This is a genomic window from Tahibacter soli (assembly GCF_025717065.2).
Classification (GTDB): Bacteria; Pseudomonadota; Gammaproteobacteria; order Xanthomonadales; family Rhodanobacteraceae; genus Tahibacter; species Tahibacter soli.
The window spans coordinates 489103-512553 of sequence record NZ_JAOVZO020000023.1; the positions used below are offsets into that span (position 1 = coordinate 489103).

The following is a 23451-nucleotide window of genomic DNA, read 5'->3' on the forward strand; positions in this document are numbered from 1 at the left end:
ATACGCGCGACAACGCCAATATCGATCGCCGTACAGTTGCGAATTGTTATACTTATACCTTATATTCTTTCTCACTCCCAGCCCCCAACGAGAGCAGCAAGTCGTAGAAAGAAGCGCGGACCACAGGTGCTACCAACACCCATGGCCCGCTAACCACAAACCATTAACACGAGATGGCTTATGGCTACCACCAAGCATACGACACCCGCGCGTCGCCAATCCCCCGACGCCGCCGTACACGAAGGCAATCGTGCCATTCAACGCGCGATCTCGATTCTCGAAAGAAGCACCCGCGCCCCGAGCATGCTTGCCGACCTCGGCGCAGCAGCAAGCCGAAATGCACGGCAAGGAGCGCGTCATGGCTAAGACCAAGCATCGCGCACCGCCGCGCCCCAAGCGGATCACCGTCAGCACCGCGTTCTATCCGCCGGTCGAACCGTACCGGTACAGCAGACCCTTCCAGCAGGTTCCCTACATCCGCCTGAAAGGCCATTGGCTCACGCGCGGCGGCTTCGTGCCGGGCACGAAGTTCGATGTGCGGTTTGTCGATGGGTGCATCGTTTTGGTGCCGGTGTAGGGCGCCGCAGTACAAAGCCCCCGCTTAGCGGGGGCTTTTGCTAGAAATGAACGATGTCACGTCGTCTGAGTGGCCGCGTTGAGGCTGCGGACAGGTCTTGAAGCTCCGTCGACCGAACAACTCGCACTCCAGGCTCGCGAAGTCGCCTTCGGCCATCTCGAAGTCATAGGCATCTCCAACGCTTCCCATTGCAACTCCTCGATCTGAGATGTTGCAACGACCTGTTGAATCAGCCCGGGTTGCCTTGATCGCGATGGTGGATCACGTGCCGCGGACGCCTTTGCTCTAGCGACATATTCAAAGCGGGCAGCACGAGATTTGTCGTCATCACTTTTCCCATCGCCCTGCCGATCACACGGCTGCTCTGCATGTCGATCACCACCGCCAGGTACAGGAACCCCGCCCAGGTCGGCACGTAGGTCACGTCCATCACCCACGATCGTTGTTGACAGGTGTCGTTGTGGGATCGCGCTTGTAACGTTAGTGAAGCACAAGCTTCTGCTGCGACGCAGCACCTTCAGCTGGGAGGATGCGGTGTTTGATGGCAGTAGGGGACGCGAGTGGGGAGGCCTATCGGGCTACCTAGCCCGACGAGTGGCTCGACCGCTGTTGGGTCTAGATGGCGACGCGAACTCACTGTGCGGCACTCGTTCAAGGACGCGGTAGGCCAGGCGGCCGAAACGGCCGTCGCGGTCATCTCAGCACGTGCACAGGCCATCGAAGACATGCTGTCAGCATCTGAGTACAGCCAAGTGCCTGACATGGATCTGGCTGGGCCGTACCGCATCCCCTCGAGTTGCGCCCATTTCTGTTGGAAAAGCCGTGATAGAGCTCGCGGAGGAGCAACAAGAAAATGATACGTAGCTACGGAGTTCACTGGCACATCGACCGCGTTTTCTGGGGAAGGCCAAATAACGCAGGGACACTGCTCGGTGCTGCAAGCCGAAGTCCTCGAGCTATACCAGTCGATTTTCGCGAACAGCGTGGCATCTATGCTTTGTACGCCGATTATGATTTGGTGTATGTTGGCCAAACGGGAGCCGGCAACGATCGGCTATTCCATCGCCTTAAATGCCACAGATCGGATCACCTCTCTGAAAGGTGGAATCGCTTCTCATGGTTCGGTACACAGTGGGTTACGCAACGTCATGAACTATCCACAGATACAGCCGCTGTACACCAAACTGTAGAGGCTGCGCTGAATATGCTGGAAGCAGTTTCGGTCGCGATCTCAGAGCCACGATTGAACTTGCAACGTGGCAGATGGGGGGACACGACGCAGTATTTCCAGTGGTGGGAGCGTCTGGCGAGCGAACAAGGAGAGGACGATGTATAGATTCTTACGGGTCGAGAATGGTCGTGGAACTCTTTGTCAAAAAGGGGCGGTCGAGACTTCGAAGGTTCGTCAATAACGCGATTCCGTTGAGCAGTAGCCTTCCAGTTACCAGCTCAATGAGATGTCATCGTTAATATTTGCCAGGGGAAAGGCCATGGTGGATTTCAAAATAATAAATCCCGGTCCCGTCGGCGGTAAACCGATCGACCCAATTCAGCTGTATGATACGCTAGATAGGTCCGTCGAAAAGGGGCCGCTGAGACCTGCACAAGATGCTGTGCTTCGAGAGTGGTATGATTCTCGACGCAACGAGAAAGATGTTCTTATTAAACTGCACACGGGCCAAGGTAAGACCCTGGTGGGGCTGCTTATTTTGCAGGTGCAGCTTAATAAGAATGAAGGTCCTGCTGTATACCTGTGCCCTGACAATCAACTTATTGACCAAACTTGTGATCAGGCGCGACAGTTCGGAATTAAGACGTGTCGAACCGACGGAGATCTGCCGGATTCCTTCCTCGATTCTAAAACCATTCTTGTTACGTCCATTCAAAAGCTTTTCAATGGTTTGACGAGGTTTGGCCTCAAGCGCAACTCTATTAGGGTAGGGGCGCTCTTGATGGATGACGCGCACGCATGTTCCGACGCCATACGAGAAGCATGTAAGATTCGAATTTCTAGCAACGAGCCTGCTTATGCAGTATTGCGGGAGCTATTTGCCACTGACTTGGAACAGCAGGGTGTTGGTACTTTTGCGGACCTGATAAATGGCTCCAGAGATGCGGTCCTGCCAGTGCCATACTGGTCTTGGAACGCTCATGTTTCTGATGTAGCACGCATCCTGTCGGATCACTCAGACAAGAAGTCTATCAAGTTTGCATGGCCACTGTTGCGTGACAGGCTAAGGTCGTGTCAGTGCGTGTTCTCAGGAGTGGCCGCCGAAATAGAGCCTTTCATCGCACCGCTGGAGGACTTTGGAAGTTATGCAAATGCCGAACATCGTATATTCATGTCGGCCACAGTCACCGATGATGCTTTTCTTGTAAAAGGGCTGAAACTAGATCCATCCACGATCACCAAGCCCATCTCGTACTCAAAAGAGCGATGGTCTGGCGAAAAGATGGTTCTCCTGCCTGCTTTGATTAGCGATGCGCTCGATAGAGCAACTATTGTGAGAACGTTTGGTCGAATGGTTGCCAATAGAACGTCTGGCGTTGTTGTTCTGGTGCCGGGATTTGACTGGACGCACGATTGGGAGAAGTACGGAGCGCGCGTTGCCAAGAAGGAAACCGTCACGCAAGAGCTTGAGCGACTGAAGAGAGGGAGCTACGCTGAGACAGTTGTTCTCGCTAATCGTTACAACGGAATTGATTTGCCGGACGATACTTGTCGCGTCTTGATTTTTGATGGTAAGCCTTTCTCTGAGAATCTGATTGACCGAAACGAAGAAAGTTGTCGCCCGACTAGTGTGACGACGCTGATGCGGGCCATAAGAACCGTTGAGCAAGGTATGGGGCGTAGCGTAAGGGGTGAGAAGGACTACTCAGTTATCGTTGTAACTGGCGCCGAAGTAACGCGGTTGCTAAGAGAAAAGGTCTCTCGTAGCTTCCTTTCGTCGCAAATGGCGATGCAAATTGAAATCGGTCTAGACATCGCCTCAATGGCACAGCAAGAGATCGTGTCCGGCAAAGAGCCGTTCGAGAGTTTTATGGGATTGATCATGCAGTCCCTGAGGAGGGATGATGGGTGGAAGAACTATTACGCATCGCGGATGGCAAATGTCCTTCCACGCGGGCCGAACGAGACGGTGCTAAAAATTTACACCGTTGAGCTTCAAGCCGAGCGGGGATTTTCGCAGGGTGACTATGGAGTGGCCACCAAACTCATCCAAGAATTGCTCGATACTGTTGATGGATCGACGGAGGACAAGGGATGGTATTTGCAGATGATGGCACGCTTCAACTATGAGACGAATCGTCCTGAATCCGAGCGCCTCCAGTTGGCGGCGCATAAGTGCAATCGGTCACTTCTGAAGCCTGCTCATGGAATAACGGTCACGAAGTTAAACGTTATTAGTCAGGGGCGAGTTGAAAGAATTATTGCCTGGGTTCGCCGATTCAATGCTTACGACCAACTCAATGTCGCCATTACTGATATCTTATCGAATTTGCGGTTCGGGGTGGCGTCAGATCGTTTTGAGAACGCTTTGAATGAGCTAAGTTCTGCGCTCGGTTTTGGCGGCGAACGCCCCGACAAGGAGTGGAAAGAGGGGCCCGATAATCTGTGGGCACTTGACGATAACCACTATGTCATCTGGGAATGCAAGAATGAAGTTGAATTGACGCGCAGTGAAATTAATAAGCGCGAAGCCGAACAAATGAATAGGTCAATGGCGTGGTTTATAAAGCACTACCCAGGAGTGCAGTCTAGAAAGTTGATAGTGCATCCATCTTACAAAGAGGGTAGCGCGGCGTCTTTTCTTCACGAAGTTGAGGCGGTTAGATCGGCGGAACTATCGAGCTTGACTGCGGCGATTTCCGGGTTCTTCAAATCGTTCGAAGGCGTTGACTTAGCTGACCTTTCTCCGGCGCATGTACAAAGTCTGCTCGACTCTCACAAGCTTACTGTAGGGGATTTTCTGTCTAGATTTGGCAAGAAGATTAAGCGACTGGTTTAATAGCGCTGACTTGAAAGAGCACCGTTTTGTGCAGATTCTTTTGTCCGAATCCAAATTCGATTTTGCAGGCTGTTGAGAAGCCCTGATTTCTAGCGACAATGATGGAGCCAGCCTATCTCGAGACCGTTCGGTGCGCGGTGGGCATTTGCAAGAATTGGGAAGTTTTCGTTGTGTTGGTGGAATCGAGGATCCCGGCTGATCTATTCCTTCATTGTTGAGGGCTTCCACCCTTGGCGCTCCGCCAGTTGTGCCAGCGCACTTACTCAAGCCCGTCCATACGCAAGAAGTTCACCCCAAAATCAATCACCAGATCCAGATTCAACACCGCATTCGGGTACCCCGATTCGATATTCAACGTCGAGAACCGCACTGCGTTGTCGCCGTTGACGAGTTCCGCGAGCGGAACGTCGATCGCATGGCTATAGCCGCCGGTCTGCCCGGGCGTATCGATCATCGCCGTCTCGCCCGGTGTGAACGGGCGCACGTGGATCGGCGCGTCGTTGAGCTGGTAGCGCAGCCTCCCGGTGCCGAGCCGGATGCCGTTCGTGCCGCAGCCCTGGTAGTAACCGTTGAACACGAGCCGCGCGCGCGTCGCGTTCGCGAGCGAGACGTTGCGGAACGTCAGCGGCGCGCTCAGCGTCGAGGCGCTGTTCGGGATCACGTAGCCGAGGCTCAGCCCGTTGTGCACCGTCGTGTGGAACGTGCCCGGCGGATATTCGTCGGTCGTCGTGCGCGTCGACGGAACCTCGGCACCGGGGATCTCGTATTCGCGCGTCCCCGTGATCGCCGGTCCGGCGAAGCCGATGCTGTCCCAGGACAGATTTCACGACCGCAGCGGTCGCGGGTAAGCGTCCGGCGCCGCCACATTCTCGAACCCGATCATCAGAGCAATGCTTGTCGCTCACCTTCTCAGAGCGCCAAACGTGCAAGCATCGAAGACCGAAGCATTCTGGCGTCGTCACGTTGAGGCGTGGCGATCAAGCGGCCTGACGCAGAAGCAATATGGCGCCAAGCTTGGTATCAATGCGTTGACGTTGGCGCATTGGAGCTACCTGCTCAAGCGCAAGTCGAGCACGCCTGGGCAGGCTCTGGTGCCGGTCCGCGTGGTCGGCAACACACTGCCGGCGACCATCGAGTTGCAGCATGGCGCCTGGCGTATCGCCGTGCCGGTCGGAACGGATCCACGCTGGCTCGCTGCATTGATCCGCGAGACCTCGGCATGTTGAGCCCGACGTCGTGGTGGATCGCGGTGGAGCCGATCGATCTGCGTCGTGGCATGGATGGCTTGTTGACGGCGATTGCGATGCAGTTCGGTCACGACGGACTCGCCGGTGGCGCGTACGTGTTCCGCAATCGCAGCGCCACGCGGATCAAGGTGATCTGCGCCGACGGCAGCGGCGTGTGGATGTGCGTGCGGCGCTTGCGCGAAGGCCGCTTCGTCTGGCCGCGCAGCAGCGATCGCGTCTGCGAGATCGACGCGCAATCGTTCGCGTGGTTGTGCACCGGCGTGGACTGGCATCGGTTGTGCGCAAAACCGCTGGTCGGCGCGCTGGTATAACTTTACAATCGGCGCATGAGTGTTGATGTATCGACCAACGACGATCTGCAAACGCGGTTGCGCGAAGCGCTGGCTGCGTTGGCTGACCGCGATGCCCTCATTGCTCAGCGCGATGCACAGATTACCGAGATGGCAGCGGTCGGCGCTTACCGCGCCGCGCGCATCAAGGTTCTCGAAGCACAGATGGCGGCGATGAACCGCGCCCTGTACGGCCGCCGTTCCGAACAACTCGACCCGGCCCAGCGGCAGCTGTTCGAGGAGTCGCTCGAAGAAGACATCGTCGCGATACAGACGGAGCTGGAGACGCTCAAGGAATCGCCGTCTGCACAGCGTCGCCAACCCAAGCGCCTGCCGTTGCCGGAACACCTGCCGCGCGAGGAGGTTCGTCACGAGCCCGCCTCGTGCACGTGCACGCAGTGCGGCAACGCGCTGACGCCGATGGGCGAAGACGTCACCGAGCAGCTCGACTGCAAGCCGGCCGAGTTCTTCGTGCGCCGTCACGTCTATCCGAAGTACGCGTGTCGCGCGTGCGAGACGGTGACGGCCGCTCCGAGCCAGGCGAGTGTGATCGAACGTGGCCGACCGGCGCCGGGCCTTCTGGCACACGTGCTGGTCGGCAAATACGCCGATCACCTGCCGTTGTATCGTCAGCAGCAGATCTACCAGCGCAGCGGCGTGGAACTGGCCCGTTCGACCCTGGCCGACTGGACCGGCGCCGCCGGCGTCGCGCTGATGCCGCTGGTGTCTGCGATGAAGGCCGATCTGTTGCAGCGCCCGGTGATCCACGCGGACGAAACGCCGGTTGCGCTGCTCGATCCGGGCGCGGGCAAGACAGCACGTGCGTATCTGTTTGCCTACTGCGCCACGGACGGACCGCCGATCACGATCTTCGACTTCTGCACCAGTCGCAGCGGCGAGCATGCCAAGAACTTCCTCGGCGCCTTCCGTGGCCATCTCGTCGTGGACGACTACGCCGGCTACAAAGCCCTTTTTGCAGAAAACATCACCGAAGTGGGCTGCTGGGCGCATATTCGCCGCCTGTTCTTCGAGTTGCATGCGGCGAAGGCCAGCGCGCACGCTGAACCGGCATTGCGCCAGATCGCCGAGCTGTACCGGATCGAAGCCGAGATCAAAGGTCTGGATCCGCCCGAACGGCTTGCCCGACGACAACGCGATGCGCAACCGGTGCTCGATGCGTTCGAGCAATGGATCGACAACCTGTTGTCTGCCGCTTCACCCAACAGCGGCCTCGCCAAAGCGCTCGCGCATACCCGCAAGCGCTGGCCGGCGCTCGTGCGCTACGTCGACGACGCTTCGCTGCCCATCGACAACAACCCGGTCGAACGTTCGATCCGGCCCATCGCCGTGGGTCGCAAGAACTGGCTGTTCGCAGGCTCCAAAGCCGCCGGCGAGCGTGCCGCCGCGATCATGAGCCTGATCGCCACCGCCAGGCAGAACGGCCATGAGCCTTACGCGTATCTCAAGGATGTGCTGACCCGCCTGCCGACACATCCCGATCGGCGCATCGCCGAACTTCTGCCGCACCGCTGGGGCTGACTATCGCGGCTGATGTGGTTGTGGGGAAGGTGGTGAGGCCGAGCGCTTACGGTCGCGGCAGGCACGCCGAACGTGAGCCGACGATCGGGCGACCCACGTCCCCGCAGGAGACGTGGGCAGCCGTGTCACGACTGCGTGCGGTCGCGCTATGCCGCCGCGCGCCGCCGCCGCATCATCGCCGGCGCGCCCAGCCCGGCCAGGCCCAGCGCCAACATCAGCACCAGCAATGTCCACGGGCCGGACAGCGGCACGGCCACCGGCGTGGCGGTGCCGGCCGGCGTGAAGAAGAACACGGTCGCATCCGCGCCCGGCGTGGTCGGGTCGTCCGATAGCGCGGCGGTGTCGTTGCTGCCGTCGCCGTCGCTGTCGTAGTTCGCCAGCGCGCGGTTGCTGATGGCGCCGGCCGTCGTGGCGACGACGGTGGCGCGGATCTCGACGGTGGCCGACGCGCCGGCCGCCAGCGCGCCGTTCCAGCGCACGGTGTTGGTTGCCGTGTCGGCGACGACGGTACCGCTCGTTGCGCTGGCGGACTGCAGGGCGAGGGCGGCGGGTAGCGTGTCGACGAGTTCGTCGCCGTCGGCGTCTGGCTGTGGGCCGGTGCCGGTGTTGCGCAGTTCGATGGCGTAGATCACCGGCTGCGTCGGCGTGCCGGGTTGCGTCACGACCTTGGCCGCCGCGAGCTGCGCGGTCGCGTCGTCGTCGGTGATGCGGCCCACGCCCTCGGCACGCGACAGCACGACCACGGCCGGATCAGCGCCGGACAGCACCACGCGGAACTGTTCGTCGCCTTCGAACACGGCATCGCCGCTGACGGGCACGCTGATGGCCTGCGTTTCGCCGTCGGTGCCGGCGAAGCTCAGCACGCCGGTGGTCGCGGTGTAGTCGCCCGGCGCCTGCGCGGTGCCGTCGGCCATCGCATAGTTCACTTGTACGCCGCCGGCGACGGTGCCGGTCAGGGTCACGGTGAATACGAACGCGGTGCTGCCGGCATCGCCCTCGGCCAGGGTCACGTCGTCGATGCGCAGCGAGGCGCCGTCGTCGTCGTCGCGGTTGCTGACGGCGACATCCGCCGCATCGACGCCGGCATAGCCCGCGTCGGTGCTGGTCGCGGGCGCGGTGATCACGGTGTAGGCCACGTCGCCGTCGACGACGGCGTCGTCCACGCCGGTCACGGTCACGCTCTGCGCGACGTTCCAGTTGGCGGCGGTGAAGGTGAGGGCGGCCGGCGACACCGTGCCCTCGGTCGTGTCGCTGCTGGATAGCGCGATGCCGACGTCGGCGGTCGGCTGGCTGGCCAGCACGACGGTGAACGCCGCGCTGCCGCCGGCTTCGGTGGTGATCAGGCCCGATGTCGGCGTGACAACGATGCCGGTCGAGTCGTTGTCGGTGATCGTGACGGTGACGCTGGCCGCGGTGACGCTGCCGTAGTCGGCGCCGCTCACGGCATGGGTGATCGTGCCCGTGTGCGTGCCTTCGGCCAGCGTGTCGTCGACGGCGGTGACGCTGACGGTCTGCGGGACGTTCCAGTTTGCCGCCGTGAACACGCGCGTCGCCGGTGTCGCAGTGACCTGGCTGTCGGCGCTCACGGTCACGGTCACGCTGCCGCCGACGGGTTCGCTGTCCAGCACCAGGGTATAGCTCGCGCCGGTGCCGCCTTCGGTGGCCGTGAGCGCGGTCGGCGCCACGCGCACGCCGGCCACGTCGTTGTCGGCATTGGTCGCGCCGACATCCGGCGGATCCACGTCGTTGAACGCGGGATCGCTGCTGATGGCCGCACCGAGCACGATGGTGTAGGCGACGCTGCCGTCGACGATGGCGTCGTCGACACCCGTCACCGTCACGGTCTGCGGCGTGGCCCAGTTGGCATAGGTAAACGTCAGTGTGGCCGGCGACACGCTACCTTCGCCGGTGTTGCTGCTCGACAGCGGCAGCGATACCGTCGCGACGGGCTGCGCCGCGAGCGCGACGGTGAACGTCGCGCTGCCGCCGGCTTCGGTGGTCTGCACCGCGCCGGGCGTGACGACGAAGCCGGGCGCGGTGTCGTCGTTGCGGATGGTGCCGGTCGCCGTGCCCGGCATGCCGACGGCCGCGTTGGAAGCGCCGCTCAGGGCGACCGTCAGCGTCTCGTCGGGTTCGAAGCGGAGGTCGCCGTTGACGGTCACGGTGAAGGTCTGCGTTTCGCCGGATGTGCCGGCGAAGGTCAGCGTGCCGCTTGCGGCGATGTAGTCGTTGTCGGCTGTCGTCGCCGTGCCGTTCGCGGTCGCGTAGTTCGCGGTGAAGCCGCCGGCGACGGCGTTGCCGAGCGTCGCGGTGAACGTCATCGCGGTGGTGCCGGTGTTGCCTTCGGCGATGCTGACATCGGCAATGGTCACCGCGGCCGTGTCGTCGTTGGTGATCGTGCCGGTCGCGGTATCGGTGATGGTCACGGCGGCGTTGGATACCGTGTTCATCGATACGCTGAAGATTTCGTCGGCCTCTACGCGCGTGTCGCCGTTGACGGTCACCGTGAAGGTCTGCGTCTCGCCGGGCGTACCGGCGAACGTCAGCGTGCCGTTCGCGGCGACGTAGTCGTTGTCGGTCGTGGTCGCGGTGCCGTTGGCGGTGGCGTAGTTCACCGTGAAGCCGCCGGCGACGGCGTTGTCCAGCGTCGCGGTAAACGTCATCGTGGACGTGCCCGCGTTGCCTTCGGCCATGCTCACATCGGCGATGCTCACCGCTGCCGAGTCGTCGTTGTCGATCGTGCCGGTCGCGGTGTCGGTGATGGTCACGGCCGCGTTGGAGACCGTGTTCATCGCTACGGTGAAGGTCTCGTTCGGCTCTACGCGGGTATCGCCGTTGACGGTCACCGTGAACGTCTGCGTCTCGCCGGGCGTACCGGCGAACGTCAGCGTGCCGTTCGCGGCGACGTAGTCGTTGTCGCCCGTGGTCGCGGTGCCGTTGGCCGTGGCGTAGGTCACGGTGAAGCCCCCGGCGACGGCGTTGTCCAGCGTCGCGGTGAACGTCATCGTCGACGTGCCGGTGTTGCCTTCGGCGATGCTGGCGTTGGCGATGGTGACGGCGGCAGCATCGTCGTTGGTGATCGTGCCGGTCGCGGTATCGGTGATGGTCACGGCGGGGTTGGACACCGTGTTCATCGCTACGGTGAACGTCTCGTCGGACTCCACGCGCGTGTCGCCGTTGACGGTCACGGTGAAGGTCCGCGTCTCGCCCGCGCTGCCGGCGAAGGTCAGCGTGCCGCTCGCCGCGACGTAGTCGTTGTCGGCGGTGGTCGCCGTGCCGTTGGCGGTGGCGTAGTTCACCGTGAAGCCGCCGGCAACGGGGTTGTTCAGCGTCGCGGTGAACGTCATCGCGGACGTGCCGGTGTTGCCTTCGGCCATCGAGACATTGGCAATGGTGACGGCCGCCGAGTCGTCGTTCTCGATCGTGCCGGTGGCGGTATCCGTGATGTTCACGTTCGGGTTGGAGCTGTTGTCCATCGATACCGTGAAGGTCTCATCGGCCTCGAGCTTCGTGTCGCCGTTGACGACGACGACGAAGGTGTGCGTCTCGCCGGGGAGGCCCATGAAGTCCAGGTTGCCGGTGGTGGCGACATAGTCGTTGTCGGCGGTCGTGGCAGTGCCGTCCGCCGTCGCGTAGTTGAAGTTGAAGGAGCCGCCCGGGGCCTGGTCCAGCCTTGCCGTGAACGTGAGGTTGCGCGTGCCGGCATTGCCTTCGGTCACGCTGACGCTGTCGATGGTCACCGTGGCGTTGTCGTCGTTGTTGATCGTGCCAGTCGCGGTATCGGTGATGGTCACGGCGGCGTTGGAGACCGTGTTCATCGCAACGGTGAAGGTCTCGTTCGGCTCCACGCGGGTGTCGCCGTTGATGGTCACGGCGAAGGTCCGCGTCTCGCCCGCGCTGCCGGCGAAGGTCAGCGTGCCGGTGGCGGCGACGTAGTCGTTGTCAGCGGTGGTCGCCGTGCCGTCGGCGGTGGCGTAGTTGACGGTGAAGCCGCCTTGCACCGCGTTGTTCAACGCGGCGGTGAAGGTCATCGTCGTGGTGCCGCTGTTGCCTTCGGTCACGCTGGCAGGACCGATGGTGACGGCCGCGGTATCGTCGTTGTTGATGGTGCCGGTGGCCGTGTCGCCGATGTCCACGGCGGTATTCGAGACGTTGCTCAGCGCGACGGTGAAGGTCTCGTCGGCCTCGAGCTTGGCGTCGCCGTTGACGGTGACGATGAAGGTGCGCGTCTGGCCGGCCGCGCCGGTGAAGGTCAGCGTGCCGGTGGCGGCGGCGTAGTCGTTGTCGGCCGTCGTGGCCGTGCCGTCCGCGGTCGCGTAGCTGACGGTGAAGCCGCCGCTCACCGCGTTGTCCAGCGCTGCCGTGAAGATCAGGTTGCGGGTGCCGGTATTGCCTTCGGTCACGCTGACATTGGCGATGGTGAGCGTGGCGGTGTCGTCGTTGGTGATCGTGCCGGTGGCGGTATCCGTGATGGTCACGGCCGCGTTGGAGACCGTGTTCATCGCCACGCCGAAGGTTTCGTCCGCCTCTACGTGCGTGTCGCCGTTGACGGTCACGGTGAAGGTCTGCGTTTCGCCGGGCGTGCCGGCAAACGTCAGCGTGCCGGTGGCGGCCACGTAGTCGTTGTCGGCCGTGGTCGCGGTGCCGTTGGCGGTGGCGTAGTTGACGGTGAAGCCGCCGGCGACGGCGTTGTCCAGCGTCGCGGTGAACGTCATCGCTACCGTGCCGGCATCGCCTTCGGCCGTGCTGGCGTTGGCGATGGTGACGGCGGCCGCGTCGTCGTTGGCGATCGTGCCGATGGCGGTATCGGTGATGATCAGCGAGCCCGGTGCCATCGTGCCCAGGGCAGACGGCATGGACACCTGGAAGGTCTCGTTCGCCTCCACCCGGGTGTCGCCGTTGATGGTGACGGTGAACGTCTGCGTCTCGCCCGATACGCCGGCAAACGCGAGTGTTCCGGATGCGGCGACGAAATCATTGTCGGCCGTGGTGGCCGTCAGGCTGGTGGTGGTGTAGTCGACCGCGAAGCCGCCCTGGACCGGGTTGTCCAGTGCGATCGTGAAGCTCATCGCACTGGTGCCGGCATTGCCTTCGGGCTGGCTGACGTTGGCAATGGTCAACGTGGCCGTGTCGTCGTTGCCGATGGTGTGGGTGGTCGTGGCCTGCGTGCCGAGCACCGCGCCGGCGGGGGCCGACAGCGTCAGCTGCAAGGTCTCGTCGGGTTCGACCATGCCGTCGTTGGCGACGGTGATGGCGCTGGCAACCGATACCAGCGCGTTGTGCGGCGTGCCTGCGGGAATCGTCAGTGTGCCGGTCCGCGTGTAGTCGGACGCGGTGGCCGAGCCGCCGGTCACGTTGACGGTGGCCGTGATCGCGGCCTGCGTGACCGCGCCATCGCTGGTGGTGACGCGAACGATATTGCCGAAGCCCGCGGCTTCGGCGGCGCTGCTCGTGGCAGCGGCAAACGCGACGGTGGATTGCTGTGCGGCGAACGGCGACTCGACGCTGCCCAGGTCCACGGCGGATTGCTGCACGCGCGCATTGCCGGGCTGATCGACCGTGGCGCCGTCGATGCTGGCCGAGTCGCCGGCATCGACGGCCGGACTCGTCGCCGACGACAGCGCATAGAAAGCCGGCGAGCCGGCCGGCGCGCCGAGCTGCGGATCGGCCGCGATCAGGTGCGTGCCGGCGACGCCGCACGGCACGGCCGCCGGCTGCGTCTCGACGATATTGCTGGTGCCGGCGCTGAAGGCGATGGCGCCGGCCGGGCGGGCGCAGTCGTACGGCGTGTTGTTCGCGAGGATGCTGTTGTACAGCTGCGTGTCGCCGCTGCTGGCGAGTCCGGCCGAGGCGGTGGTCGAGGTGTTGCTGTTGTCCACGATCGTGCTGTTGACGATGCGCAGCTGGCTGCCGGCGGCACCGGTGACCGCGCTGATGGCCGCGGTGCTGCTGTTGCCGGCGACCGTGCTGTTGGACAGCACCAGGCGGCCATCGGTGTAGGCGGCGCTGGCGCCACTGGTGGCGATGTTGTTGGACAGGGTGCTGCGCGCGACGGTGGCATTCGCGCCGGCACCGTTGTGCAATGCGCCGGCACTGTAGGCCGTGTTGTCGGACAGCGTGCTTTGCTGGATCGTCAGCGTGCCGAGGTTGTACACGGCACCGCCGCGCGACGAGCCCGCCACATTGCCGGCATTGCCGTTGCGCAGCGTCATGCCCGACAGCGTCAGCTGGCCGCCGGCGGCATTGGCCAGCAGACGGAAATTCGGCGTGCCGCCGGCCGTCGATCGCGCGATCTGGCCATTGCGCAGCGTCATCGTCGAAGTGATCTGCGGCAGCGCCGTCGGCGTGCCGTCGATGGTTGCGAAGGGTGCGTCGTAGGTGAGGGTCTGACCGGCGAGGTCGATAGTGTCGTCGCTGGCGTTGAGATTGGCGCAGCGCACGGCGTCGCGCAGGTTCAGGCGGCGCGTGGCGGCGGCGGCGGAACCGCTCAAGGTATACGGATAGCTGAAGCTGGCGCAGCTGCCGGACTGGCGCTCGTACGCGCCCAGGTCCGCCAGCGGCGCGGTGCCCGTGCCCGTGTCGCTCACGTTCGTGTCGTTGGCGCGGCGCGGGCTGGCGTCGAGATCGAGCGTCGACGTGGTGCTGCTGTTGCTGCCCGCATCGATCGCAGGCGCAAACGGCCGCAGGTGCCAGTCGTACAGCGTCGGGTTGTAGTTCAGACCCGTGCTGGCCGTCCCGGGGGTGGCCAGCGGAGCGACGAAGAAATCGTGGACGGTGTAGCCGGTGTTGATGGTCGCGCCTGCGTAGCCTTCGGCGGCGGTATACAACATCACCATCGGCGCGCCCATGAAGCTGCCGCCGCTATTGCCCCAGATCAGGCTGTTGGTAAAGGTGGTGTTCGGGCTGCCACCCAGTTCCACCGCGCTGCCGAGATTGCCGGCCATGGTCGTGCCGGTCACGACGACGACGCCCGTCGCCTGGTACAGCGCCGCGCCGGCGGCGGCGTTGCCGGCGAACAGGCTGTCGTTGATCTGCAGCATCGAAAACCCGGTCACGCCGAGCGCGCCGCCGCGAGTGCCGGCGACATTGCCGAGAAACCGCGAGCGGTTGACACCCACGTCGCCCGAGTCGGCGGTGATCGCGACGGCGCCGCCGGGATCACCGGCCTGGTTGCCCTGAAACAGCGTGTCGGTGAACTGTGCCGTGCCCGGGCCGTCGATCAGTACCGCGCCACCGCCATTGTCGGCGGTGTTGTACAGGAAGCTGACGCCGGCGGTGATCAGCGAGCCGCCGCCGACCCGGATCGCCCCGCCGCCGGAGGTGCTGCGGCCCGAGGACAGCGTGATGTTGTTCAGCGCGAGCGAACTGCCGCTGTTGACCAGCAGAAAGCGGAAGGTGGCCGCGGCGCTGCGGCTGACGGTACCGTTGGTCAGCGTGATCGGCGACGTGACCGGCGGCAGCGCCAGTCCCGTGCCGGCATCGCTGAAGCCCGCCGACGTGAAGGTGATGGTATTGCCGCCGAGATCGATGGTGTCCGCACCGGGACAATTGCCGCTCTGCGCCTGGTTGATTGCGGTGACGAGGTTGGCCGGCGTGGTGATCGTCGCCGGAATGAAGCCGGGACAGCTGCTGGCCGCCTGCGCGGACGTGAGCGGCAACAGCGACGCCGCGAGCAGCGGCAAGAGGGCAAGCGCGGTACGCAACGGGCAATTCATCAGCGGGTACTTCTCGTCATGAAAGCAAACGGCGTTGCCGGCCCGGCGGCGTAGCCAGGGGCGGCAGTGGTTGGTGGCACTCGCGGTGCGGCGATCCGAAAAAAGTCGAACGGCGATGTCGCATTTCGTCGCCAAACGTCGTTGCGGCGAAATCGTGTTCAATGCTTGCCGTATCAGCACACTCGCGGAGATCGTTCGTAGCGCAAAACGGTGCATTCACGCCTCATCGCACGAGGCATGACGCCGATGTCCCACGACACGCGGCGCAGCCGGCAAGCTTAGTCGACGACTGCGTGCGCGCAAGATTGACGTTGGTCGAGGTGCGGGGCGTTGCGATGCGCGAGCATCGCGCAGAGCACGAGTCGCGCACTATTTGACTTTGATAAAAAGAAACACGATCGCGCAAGGCGGCGCGGGCGGCGGCTTGGGATTCCCCGCCTCGACGGTCGGCGAAAGCGGGGCAGGACGACGCGCTTTACTCGAACCCGTCCGCAAACACCCGATCCGGATTCGCGTCGATCACGAGATCGAGATTCAACACCGCATTCGGATACCCCGACTCGATGTTCAACGTCGAAAACCGCACCACGTTGTCCCCGTCGACGAGTTCCGCGAGCGGCACGTCGATCGCATGGTTGTAGCCACCGGTCTGTCCCGGCGTGTCGATCATCGCCGTCTCGCCCGGCGTGAACGCGCGCACGTGGATCGGCCCGTCGTTGAGCTGGTAGCGCAGCCTGCCGGTGCCGAGCCGGATGCCGTCGGTGCCGTAGCCCTGGTAGTACCCGTTGAACACGAGCCGGGCGCGCGTCGCGTTCGCAAGCGAGACGTTGCGGAACGTCAGCGGCGCGCTCATCGTCGACGCGCTGTTCGGGATCACGTAGCCGAGGCTCATGCCGTTGTGCACCGTCGTGTGGAACGTGCCCGGCGGATACTCGTCGGTCGTCGTACGCGTCGACGGAACCTCGGCGCCGGGGATCTCGTACTCGCGCGTCCACGTGATCGCCGGTCCGTCGAAACCGATGTTGTCCCAGTACAGGTTCCACGACCGCAACGGCCGCGGCAGTCCGCCGAACGTGATGCCGTATTTCCACGTCGCGTGGTTGTGGCCGATCAGGTGCACGTAGCCGCGCGAGAACGCCAGCGGCTGCGCGAAGTTCACCACGCGACGGCTGACGAGCGGCGCGAAGTTCACGCCGTCGTCCGACGGCGGTGAGGTGAGCACTTCCAACTGCGTCGTCGACAGCCGCAGTTCCACGCGGCTCATGCGGCCTTTCTGCGCCGGGATCGTCGTCGCCGTGCCTGCGATCGTCGTCAGCGCGTAGTCGCGCACGTCGTACACTTCCACATTGTTGCTGACGAACACGAGCATCAGTCCGTTGCGCGGGTTCGGACCGCGGCCGTTGAGATCCCACGTCGGCGTCGGCGACGGATCTTCGCTGATCACGATGCTCATGTAGCCGAGCAGGAAGTTCGTCGTCAGGTCGGTGTCGAACACGATGCGTCCGGTGCGGCCGGCGAAATCGAACGGCTGGCGGATGCGGTACACGTTGCTGCCGTAATTCTGCGAACCCACCGCGGTCATGAGATACCGGCTGCCGATATGCGCCGACGGTTCGCAGATCAGCGTGTCGCGCGTCGCCGGCAGAAACCCGACGACGTCGCTGCGGCACGGCGGCGGTTCGTCGGGCACCAGGCCGAATTCCGATTCCCACACCCAGAACGTCACGCCGTCCCCGGTCGACAGCGACGGCGCGTAGCGCGTCGCGCTGAAGCGCGTGCGACTCAGCTCGTTGCCGCGCCCGCGATCGGCGAGCGGCGCCGGTCCGCTTTCGAATGTTTCGCAGAACGCCGGGGCGGGCAGGCCGCACGCGTCGGCGAAGGCGGCGGCCGGTGCCGCGGCGGCGAGCAGCAGCGCGAAAAGCGGCGGAGCGATGCGCATGACGGCGGTTTCCTGCAGCGATCGGCATGGCCGCGATCTTGGTCCGCCGTCGAGGCCGGTTCTTCGACGGTGCGCACATTAACGGCGTTGACAGTCGGGTGGTGCGAATTCCGATAGCCGTCGTATCAGGGGAATAGTGGAGAACCGGCATGCGCGCGCTCACGCGATCGGCCGTCGGCTTTGGCATGTCCTGCCTTCTGGCAACGCTGTGCACGACCGCATCGGCGGCATCGTTTCGCCGCGGACCCGACCTCGTCGCGGCGCACGCCGGCCAGGCCGCGGCCCTGTTGAACGACGGCCGCGTGATGCTCGCGGGCAGCACCAATGCATCGGCGGCGCAGGCGGTGGATCTGTACGATCCCGCGCGCAACCGCTGGCAGGCCGGGCCGCCGCTCTCGCGCGCGGAAGCCGGCGCCACGCTCACGACGCTGCCCAACGGCAAGGTGCTGCTGGTGGGGCAGGGCCGGCAGGTGTTCGACCCGGTGGCCAACACCTGGGCGACGGTGGCGCCGGGTACCACGGTCTCGCTGCGCCGGCATACCGCAACGCTGCTCGCGACGGGCCAGGTGATGATTGCCGGCGGCGAACGGCAGTTCGGCGAAACGTTCGGCCTGGAGCTGTACGACCCCGTTGCCAACACCTGGATGCCCTGGGGCCATCTCGACTACGAACGCCAGCGGCACGCCGCCGTGCAGTTGGCGTCGGGCAAGGTGCTGTTCGCCGGCGGGCGCCGCAGCGGGGCGGCGATGTCCAATGTGGAATTGTACGATCCGCAGTTCGGCGCCGTCGATTCGAGCGGCAGCATGCTGGTCGCGCGCAGCGGCCTTACGCTCACGCTGCTGCCGGGCGGGAAGGTGCTCGCGGCGGGCGGCGACGACGGCGGCGTGAGCCTCGCGAGCTGCGAAATCTACGACCCCGCCACCGGCGGCTGGCAGTTCGCGGCGGCGATGAACGCGCCGCGCACCGGCCATGCGGCGACGGTGCTGCCGGACGGCCGCGTGCTGGTCAGCGGCGGCGAATCGGCGCCGGGCACGGCGGTGCCGGCGGCGGAAATCTACGACCCCGCCGGCAACGGCTGGATCGCCGCCGGCAATCTCGCGGTGACGCGGGCCGGCCATTCGGCCGTGCCGATGCCGAACGGTTCGGTGCTGCTCGCGGGCGGCACCGGCGACGCGTCGGCATCGTCAAGTTCGGAATGGTTCGATCCCGCGACGGCCAGCAGCGTGTTCGACCGCACGCTGCCGAGCCTGCGCACCGGCGCGACGGCCACCTGGCTGCCGCCGGGCAAGGTGCTGGTCGTCGGCGGCGGCTTCGACGCGGACTACGACGCCTTCGCGGACGTGTTCGACGTCGCCACGGCGACGTGGTCGAGCCTGGGTCTCGCGGCACGGCACACGCGGCACACGCAGACCGTGCTGCGCAACGGCCGGGTACTGCTGGCCGGCGGACTCTCCGGCGGCACGCCGATTCCGTATGCCGAGACGGTCAACGGCACGACGATGACGTCCAGTGGCGTGGCGTCGATGTCCGTGCCGCGCTACCTGCACGCGGCGACGCTGATGCCCGACGGCACGACGCTCGTCACCGGCGGATATACGAGCGGCGGCGTGGCGGTGGCGTCGGCCGAGCTGTACCGGCCGGGCGTCGACACATGGACGCCGCGCGCGCCGATGAACGCGCCGCGCGGCGAACACGCGGCCACCTTGCTCGACGACGGGCGGGTTCTGGTCAGCGGCGGCCGCGATGCGGCGGGGCAGGCGCTCGACAGCGCGGAGGTCTACGATCCGGCGGCCGACCGCTGGACGACGCTCGCCGCGCCCGGCATCGCGCGCTACGCCGCGTCGGCGACGCTGCTGCGCAACGGATCGGTGCTGGTCGCGGGCGGCCTCGACAACGCCGGCACGCCGCTGGCGCGCGCCGATGTGTTCGATCCGCGCCAGCCGGCGTGGAGCCGCGCGCCGGACATGGCGCTGCCGCGCGCGCAGCACACCACGACGCTGCTGCCGTCCGGGCAGGTGATGCTGGCCGGCGGCCGTTCGGGCGCGAGCGGCGGAACGCGCGGTGTGGAAATATATACGCCGGAAGTCGATCGCTGGTCGCCGGCAGCCGACCTTGCATTCGCGCGCAACTCGCATTCGGCGGTGCTGCTGCCGTCGGGTCATATGCTCGTCGTCTACGGCTATGCGGCCAACTGGGTGCCGTTCGCCGAATACTACGACCCCGGCCTTGCGCCCGATCCGGCGCGCCAGCCGCGCCTGTACTCGGCCGACCTGCTGAGCGCCGGCCATGGCACGTTGCGCGCGAGCGGCAACGGTTTTCAGCCGGCCTTCGGCGGCAACAGCAGCGGCGCCGGTGCCGGCAGCAATTTCCCCTTGTTGCAAGTGCAGCGTATCGACAACGGCCAGATGCGGTTCGTCCGCGCCGACGCCGACCTGCCGTTCAGCGGCATGCAGTTCAGCGGCAGGCCGCTGGAACTGGCCGATTTTCCGGCCGGGCCGGTGCAGGTGCGTGCCTGGGTCAACGGCGTTCCGAGCGCGGCGGTGAATGCCACCGTGGCGAGCGTGCCGGCGCCGGTCGCGGCACCGACGGCGACGGGCGGCGTGCTGCGCGCGACGGTCGCTTTTGCGCCGCCGGGCGACGACGGCGGCACGGCCGTCACCGGCTATCGCGTGACCGCCGCGCCCGGCGGCGCGCAGCAAAGCTGCCTGGCGCCTTGTAATAATGTGGAATTTGCATCGCTGCCGCCCGGCGTCTACGCATTCGCCGCGAGCGCCGTGAACGCGGCCGGCACGGCCGCCGCATCGCCGCCGAGCAACAGCGTGGTGGTGCAGGCGCGCAGCAGCGTGACGCTCGCGAGCGGCGTCAATCCCAGCCGCTACGGCGACACCGTCACGTTCACCGCGACGGCGAGCGGCCTCGCGCCCGGCGGCACGATGACGTTCCGCGCGGACGGCAATGCGCTGTGCACCGGCGTCGCGCTGACCGCGGGCGTCGCGCAATGCAACACGCAGACGCTCGCCGGCGGCCTGCATGCGATCACGGCGAGCTATTCCGGCGACGCGGGCAATACCGCGTCGCAATCGGCGACGCTGCAACAGCAGGTGAACACCGTCGATTCGAACGCGGCGCTGGTCAGTTCGGTGAACCCGTCGACCTATGGCGACACCGTCGTGCTGACGGCCACTATCACCACCGAGCTGCTCGGCGGCCACGTCGGCTTCTACGACGGCGCGACGCCGCTGTGCGCGAACGTGAATCTCGTCGGCGGCACCGCGAGCTGCACGGTGACCGATTTCGCCGTCGGCACCCACGCGATCACCGCGCGCTACGGCGGCGACGACGATACCGGCGCTTCGGTGTCGTTCGCCCTCGCGCAACAGGTGCTCGCGCTGCCGACGACCACCAGCGTGGAAACGGCGTGCGCGCGCGCCTTCACCGCGAACCAGCCGTTCACGCTGCGCGCGTCGATCGCGACGGCGAGCCTCGGCGGCGTTCCGGCCGGCAGCGTCGACTTCGTCGCCGATACCGGTGCGACGCTGTGCCACGCGGTCGCGCTGACGGACGGTACGGCCAGCTGCACGACCACGGACATCGCCGCGCCGGCCGGGCAAGGCCAGGGCACTGTCGCGATCCGCGCGCGCTACAGCGGCGACGCGATCAACGCCGGCGGCAGCTCGCCGGATCTGACGGTGACCGTGTTCGATCCGGCCGACGTGCTGCTGCGCAACGGTTTCGAGGCGGCGACGCCGGGGTGCCCTGTGCGATAGCGCTCACGACGCCGATCAGTTCTGGATGCGAATCGGTATCGGGTAGTAGGCCCCCGACAGCGCGGCCGCATCGAACACGTGCACCTCGTCGCCGTAGCTCGGCACGCTTTTCAGACCCGACGGCGTCGTCGCCTGTACGAACAGGTCGTAGTCGCCGTTCGGGAACGCGGCCGAGTCGAACTGCAGGCCGTAGCGTCCTTGCGGCGCCGGCACGTGGCGCGCGGTCTCGATCAGCGCGAGGCGCGTGCCCGGCGCGACCCCGCCGGTCGGACGGATGAACACCTCGACCGTCGCGATGCCCGCCGTGCCGCCCGCGCTCCACACCTCGCCGCTGACCACCGGCATGTGCATCAGCTGCGGCGCCCAGCCGGCCCAGCTCGCGTTGCCGACCTCGACGTTGAGCGGCACCGTGCCGCCGACGGTGATGCGCGTCGGCGGATTCGCCGACAGGTGCTGCGGCTCGCCGACGTCGGTGTCGCCGATGCGCTGCAGCCGCGCGGGCGGACCGATCCGCGGCAGTTCGGCGTGCAGCGGGAAGTGGTGCAGCGCCGACGGCGGCGTGTAGGCCGGCGCGCTGCCGGGCGGGTAGAGCACTTCGACGTGCGCGTTCAGGAGGCCCGCGTTGTCGACGAAGAACTGGAACGTGTTGTTGCCGACGAGCAGCGGCGAACCGCCGCCCTGCACGAGATTGCCGAGCTTGATGCGCGCCGTGTGCGGCATGCCCCACTGCACGAGCGACGCGGTGTACGGCACGCTGTTGTTCACGGGCTGCGGCAGCGGGAACTGGCCCGCGCCGTTCACCTTGACGTAGTCGGTCGGCAGCACGTTCAAGCCGGAATAATCGCCCATTTGATACGTGTATACCAGCCACGCCTCGGCCGTCGCATTCGCGGTCACCGGGCGCAGGTCGTCGGGGATGTTGATGCGGAACGTCGGAAACGTGTTGTTCCAGCGTTGCGACTTCTGATAGTCGGTGCCTTCGATGCGCGTGACGTAGTTGTGCACCGTGCGCGCATCGACCGTAGGTCCGTCGAAGCCGAAGTTGTCCCAGTGCACGAGGTAGTAGGGCACGGCGTCCTTCGGCGTGTTGTAGCCGAAGCCGACCCATAGCAGTTCGTAGTCGCCGGTCGCGAACGCGCCGGGCGCGAACGGCGCGTCGATGAGGCTCTTGCCGTCGACGAAGATCTGCACGCCGTCGGTGCCCACGCGCATGTCGAAGAACCGCCGCACGTTCGTGACCACCTGCCGCCCGGCGTTTTCCATGTCGACCGTCGCAACCTGGTGCGACGCGCCCTGCATGTCGATCAGGCTCACGCTCAGCGTCTGGAACTGCGCGCGCACGCGCAGCACGCCGGCCGGCAGTCCGGCCGCGCCGTCCTCGTCGAAGAAGCTCGCGTGCGCGGTGGTGTCGGTGCTCACGGGATTGAGATCGAGGTACCACACCGAGCGCGGGCTCAACGGGCCGTCCATGTCGAACACGACGCGGCGTCGCACGCCCGATTCCACGCGCATCTTCTTGCGGAAGCGCTGCGAGGTCTGCGACTTGTCGCCGGTGTTGTCCACGCGCGTGCCGTTCAACGTGTGCGCGTGGAACTGGTCGTTGATGAAGAACAGGTTGAAGCGCGGATCGGTCGACGTCACCGTCGCGTTGTTCCAGAGCTTCTCGTCGGCCGCGCCGAGCGGCAGGTTGAAGTCGTCGAAATACGTGAGGCTCGAACGCAGCGCATCGACGCGCGCGGGATCGCCGCCGTTGAAGTTGATCTGCGTCGGCAGACTCGTCACCTCTCCGAGCGCGTTCACGCGCTGCACGCGCACGACGTACGCGGCGTTGTTCGCCAGCGGCTGCAGCTGCACGCGGCGGTTGGCGGTGACCAGCCATTTGTAGCCGGGCGGCAGATCCGACGGAATCGGCGCGAGCTTCGGGGCGATCAGGTGATCGGGGTTCAGGCACATCCCGCCGCTGTCGTTACCGGACATCGCACGCGCGGCGTCGAGCGCGTTCGCGGTCTGCGGCCACCAGCTCACGAGAAACCCGGCGTCGTCTTTGGGCGACCCGCTCATGGTCCAGAACTGGCCCCAGGGGTTGTCGGCGTTGTAGTCCATCTCGATCGTCGCCACGCGATCGTCGCGCAGCACGCGCACGACCGGCGCGGGGCCGGCGTCGAAGCCGTCGACGAACAGGAATTCGGCGCGCGCGAGCGCCGGGGCGGCGAGCAGGCAGGCGCACAGCAACCACCGCGCGGACAGGCGCCGCGCGCCGACGAGAACTGCGTTCATGACCGATCCTCCCTCCGACGGGGGGCGATGCTGTGCCTGAACGCGCGGCGG

General features: G+C 65.3%; 10 protein-coding genes and 1 pseudogene. 6 read left to right on the top strand and 5 right to left on the bottom strand.

Annotated features, from left to right (window positions below; translation table 11 throughout):
- Positions 1-358: 358 nt before the first annotated feature.
- Positions 359-577: a type I toxin-antitoxin system SymE family toxin gene (locus OD750_RS27190; RefSeq protein ID WP_263542490.1), complete on the top strand. Its 219-nt coding sequence runs from the start codon at positions 359-361 to the stop codon at positions 575-577.
- Between the two features lie 93 nt (positions 578-670).
- Here the strand turns inward: OD750_RS27190 and OD750_RS27195 are convergent.
- A pseudogene (locus tag OD750_RS27195) lies at positions 671-1013 on the bottom strand (DDE-type integrase/transposase/recombinase); the annotation flags it as partial.
- Positions 1014-2067: 1054 nt separating this feature from the next.
- Between OD750_RS27195 and OD750_RS27200 the strand changes: the two are divergent.
- On the top strand, positions 2068-4587 hold the full coding sequence (locus OD750_RS27200; RefSeq protein WP_263542489.1) for a DEAD/DEAH box helicase family protein: 2520 nt from the start codon (positions 2068-2070) through the stop codon (positions 4585-4587).
- A 259-nt stretch (positions 4588-4846) separates the two neighbouring features.
- Here OD750_RS27200 and OD750_RS27205 read toward each other — a convergent pair whose 3' ends face one another.
- A complete protein-coding gene (locus OD750_RS27205) occupies positions 4847-5275 on the bottom strand; it encodes a hypothetical protein (protein WP_263542488.1) in 429 nt (142 codons plus the stop codon).
- Positions 5276-5510: 235 nt separating this feature from the next.
- On the opposite strand from OD750_RS27205, the gene tnpA reads away from it, so the two are divergent.
- The 3 genes from tnpA to tnpC are packed head-to-tail and all read left to right on the top strand — an operon-like array spanning position 5511 to position 7702.
- Complete coding sequence (gene tnpA, locus OD750_RS27210) at positions 5511-5813, top strand: IS66 family insertion sequence element accessory protein TnpA (RefSeq protein WP_263542487.1); 303 nt, start codon at positions 5511-5513, stop codon at positions 5811-5813.
- Positions 5807-6145, top strand: coding sequence for an IS66 family insertion sequence element accessory protein TnpB (gene tnpB, locus OD750_RS27215; protein ID WP_272842208.1), 339 nt, complete (start codon positions 5807-5809; stop codon positions 6143-6145). Before tnpA ends, tnpB begins: the two co-directional genes overlap by 7 nt.
- A gap of 15 nt (positions 6146-6160) precedes the next feature.
- The gene (gene tnpC, locus OD750_RS27220) at positions 6161-7702 is read left to right on the top strand and encodes an IS66 family transposase (RefSeq protein ID WP_272842209.1); all 1542 of its coding nucleotides are present in this window, start codon (positions 6161-6163) and stop codon (positions 7700-7702) included.
- Between the two features lie 146 nt (positions 7703-7848).
- On the opposite strand, the gene OD750_RS27225 is transcribed toward tnpC, so the two are convergent.
- The gene (locus OD750_RS27225) at positions 7849-15417 is read right to left on the bottom strand and encodes a Calx-beta domain-containing protein (RefSeq protein ID WP_263542485.1); all 7569 of its coding nucleotides are present in this window, start codon (positions 15415-15417) and stop codon (positions 7849-7851) included.
- A gap of 475 nt (positions 15418-15892) precedes the next feature.
- Entirely contained in the window at positions 15893-17356 is a 1464-nt protein-coding gene (locus tag OD750_RS27230; protein WP_263542484.1) for a hypothetical protein, read from the bottom strand.
- A 185-nt stretch (positions 17357-17541) separates the two neighbouring features.
- On the opposite strand from OD750_RS27230, the gene OD750_RS27235 reads away from it, so the two are divergent.
- Positions 17542-21123, top strand: a complete 3582-nt coding sequence (locus tag OD750_RS27235; protein ID WP_263542483.1) for an Ig-like domain repeat protein — start codon at positions 17542-17544, stop codon at positions 21121-21123.
- A gap of 15 nt (positions 21124-21138) precedes the next feature.
- On the opposite strand, the gene OD750_RS27240 is transcribed toward OD750_RS27235, so the two are convergent.
- Positions 21139-23400: a hypothetical protein gene (locus OD750_RS27240; protein WP_263542482.1), complete on the bottom strand. Its 2262-nt coding sequence runs from the start codon at positions 23398-23400 to the stop codon at positions 21139-21141.
- Between the last annotated feature and the right edge of the window lie 51 nt (positions 23401-23451).

What these genes read in the sequence shown, in the direction of transcription:
- OD750_RS27190 (WP_263542490.1), top strand. Translation starts at nt 359, where the DNA reads ATGGCTAAGACCAAGCATCGCGCACCGCCGCGCCCCAAGCGGATCACC.
- OD750_RS27200 (WP_263542489.1), top strand. Translation starts at nt 2,068, where the DNA reads ATGGTGGATTTCAAAATAATAAATCCCGGTCCCGTCGGCGGTAAACCG.
- tnpB (WP_272842208.1), top strand. Translation starts at nt 5,807, where the DNA reads ATGTTGAGCCCGACGTCGTGGTGGATCGCGGTGGAGCCGATCGATCTG.
- tnpC (WP_272842209.1), top strand. Translation starts at nt 6,161, where the DNA reads ATGAGTGTTGATGTATCGACCAACGACGATCTGCAAACGCGGTTGCGC.
- OD750_RS27225 (WP_263542485.1), bottom strand. Translation starts at nt 15,417, where the DNA reads ATGAATTGCCCGTTGCGTACCGCGCTTGCCCTCTTGCCGCTGCTCGCG.
- OD750_RS27230 (WP_263542484.1), bottom strand. Translation starts at nt 17,356, where the DNA reads ATGCGCATCGCTCCGCCGCTTTTCGCGCTGCTGCTCGCCGCCGCGGCA.
- OD750_RS27235 (WP_263542483.1), top strand. Translation starts at nt 17,542, where the DNA reads ATGTCCTGCCTTCTGGCAACGCTGTGCACGACCGCATCGGCGGCATCG.
- OD750_RS27240 (WP_263542482.1), bottom strand. Translation starts at nt 23,400, where the DNA reads ATGAACGCAGTTCTCGTCGGCGCGCGGCGCCTGTCCGCGCGGTGGTTG.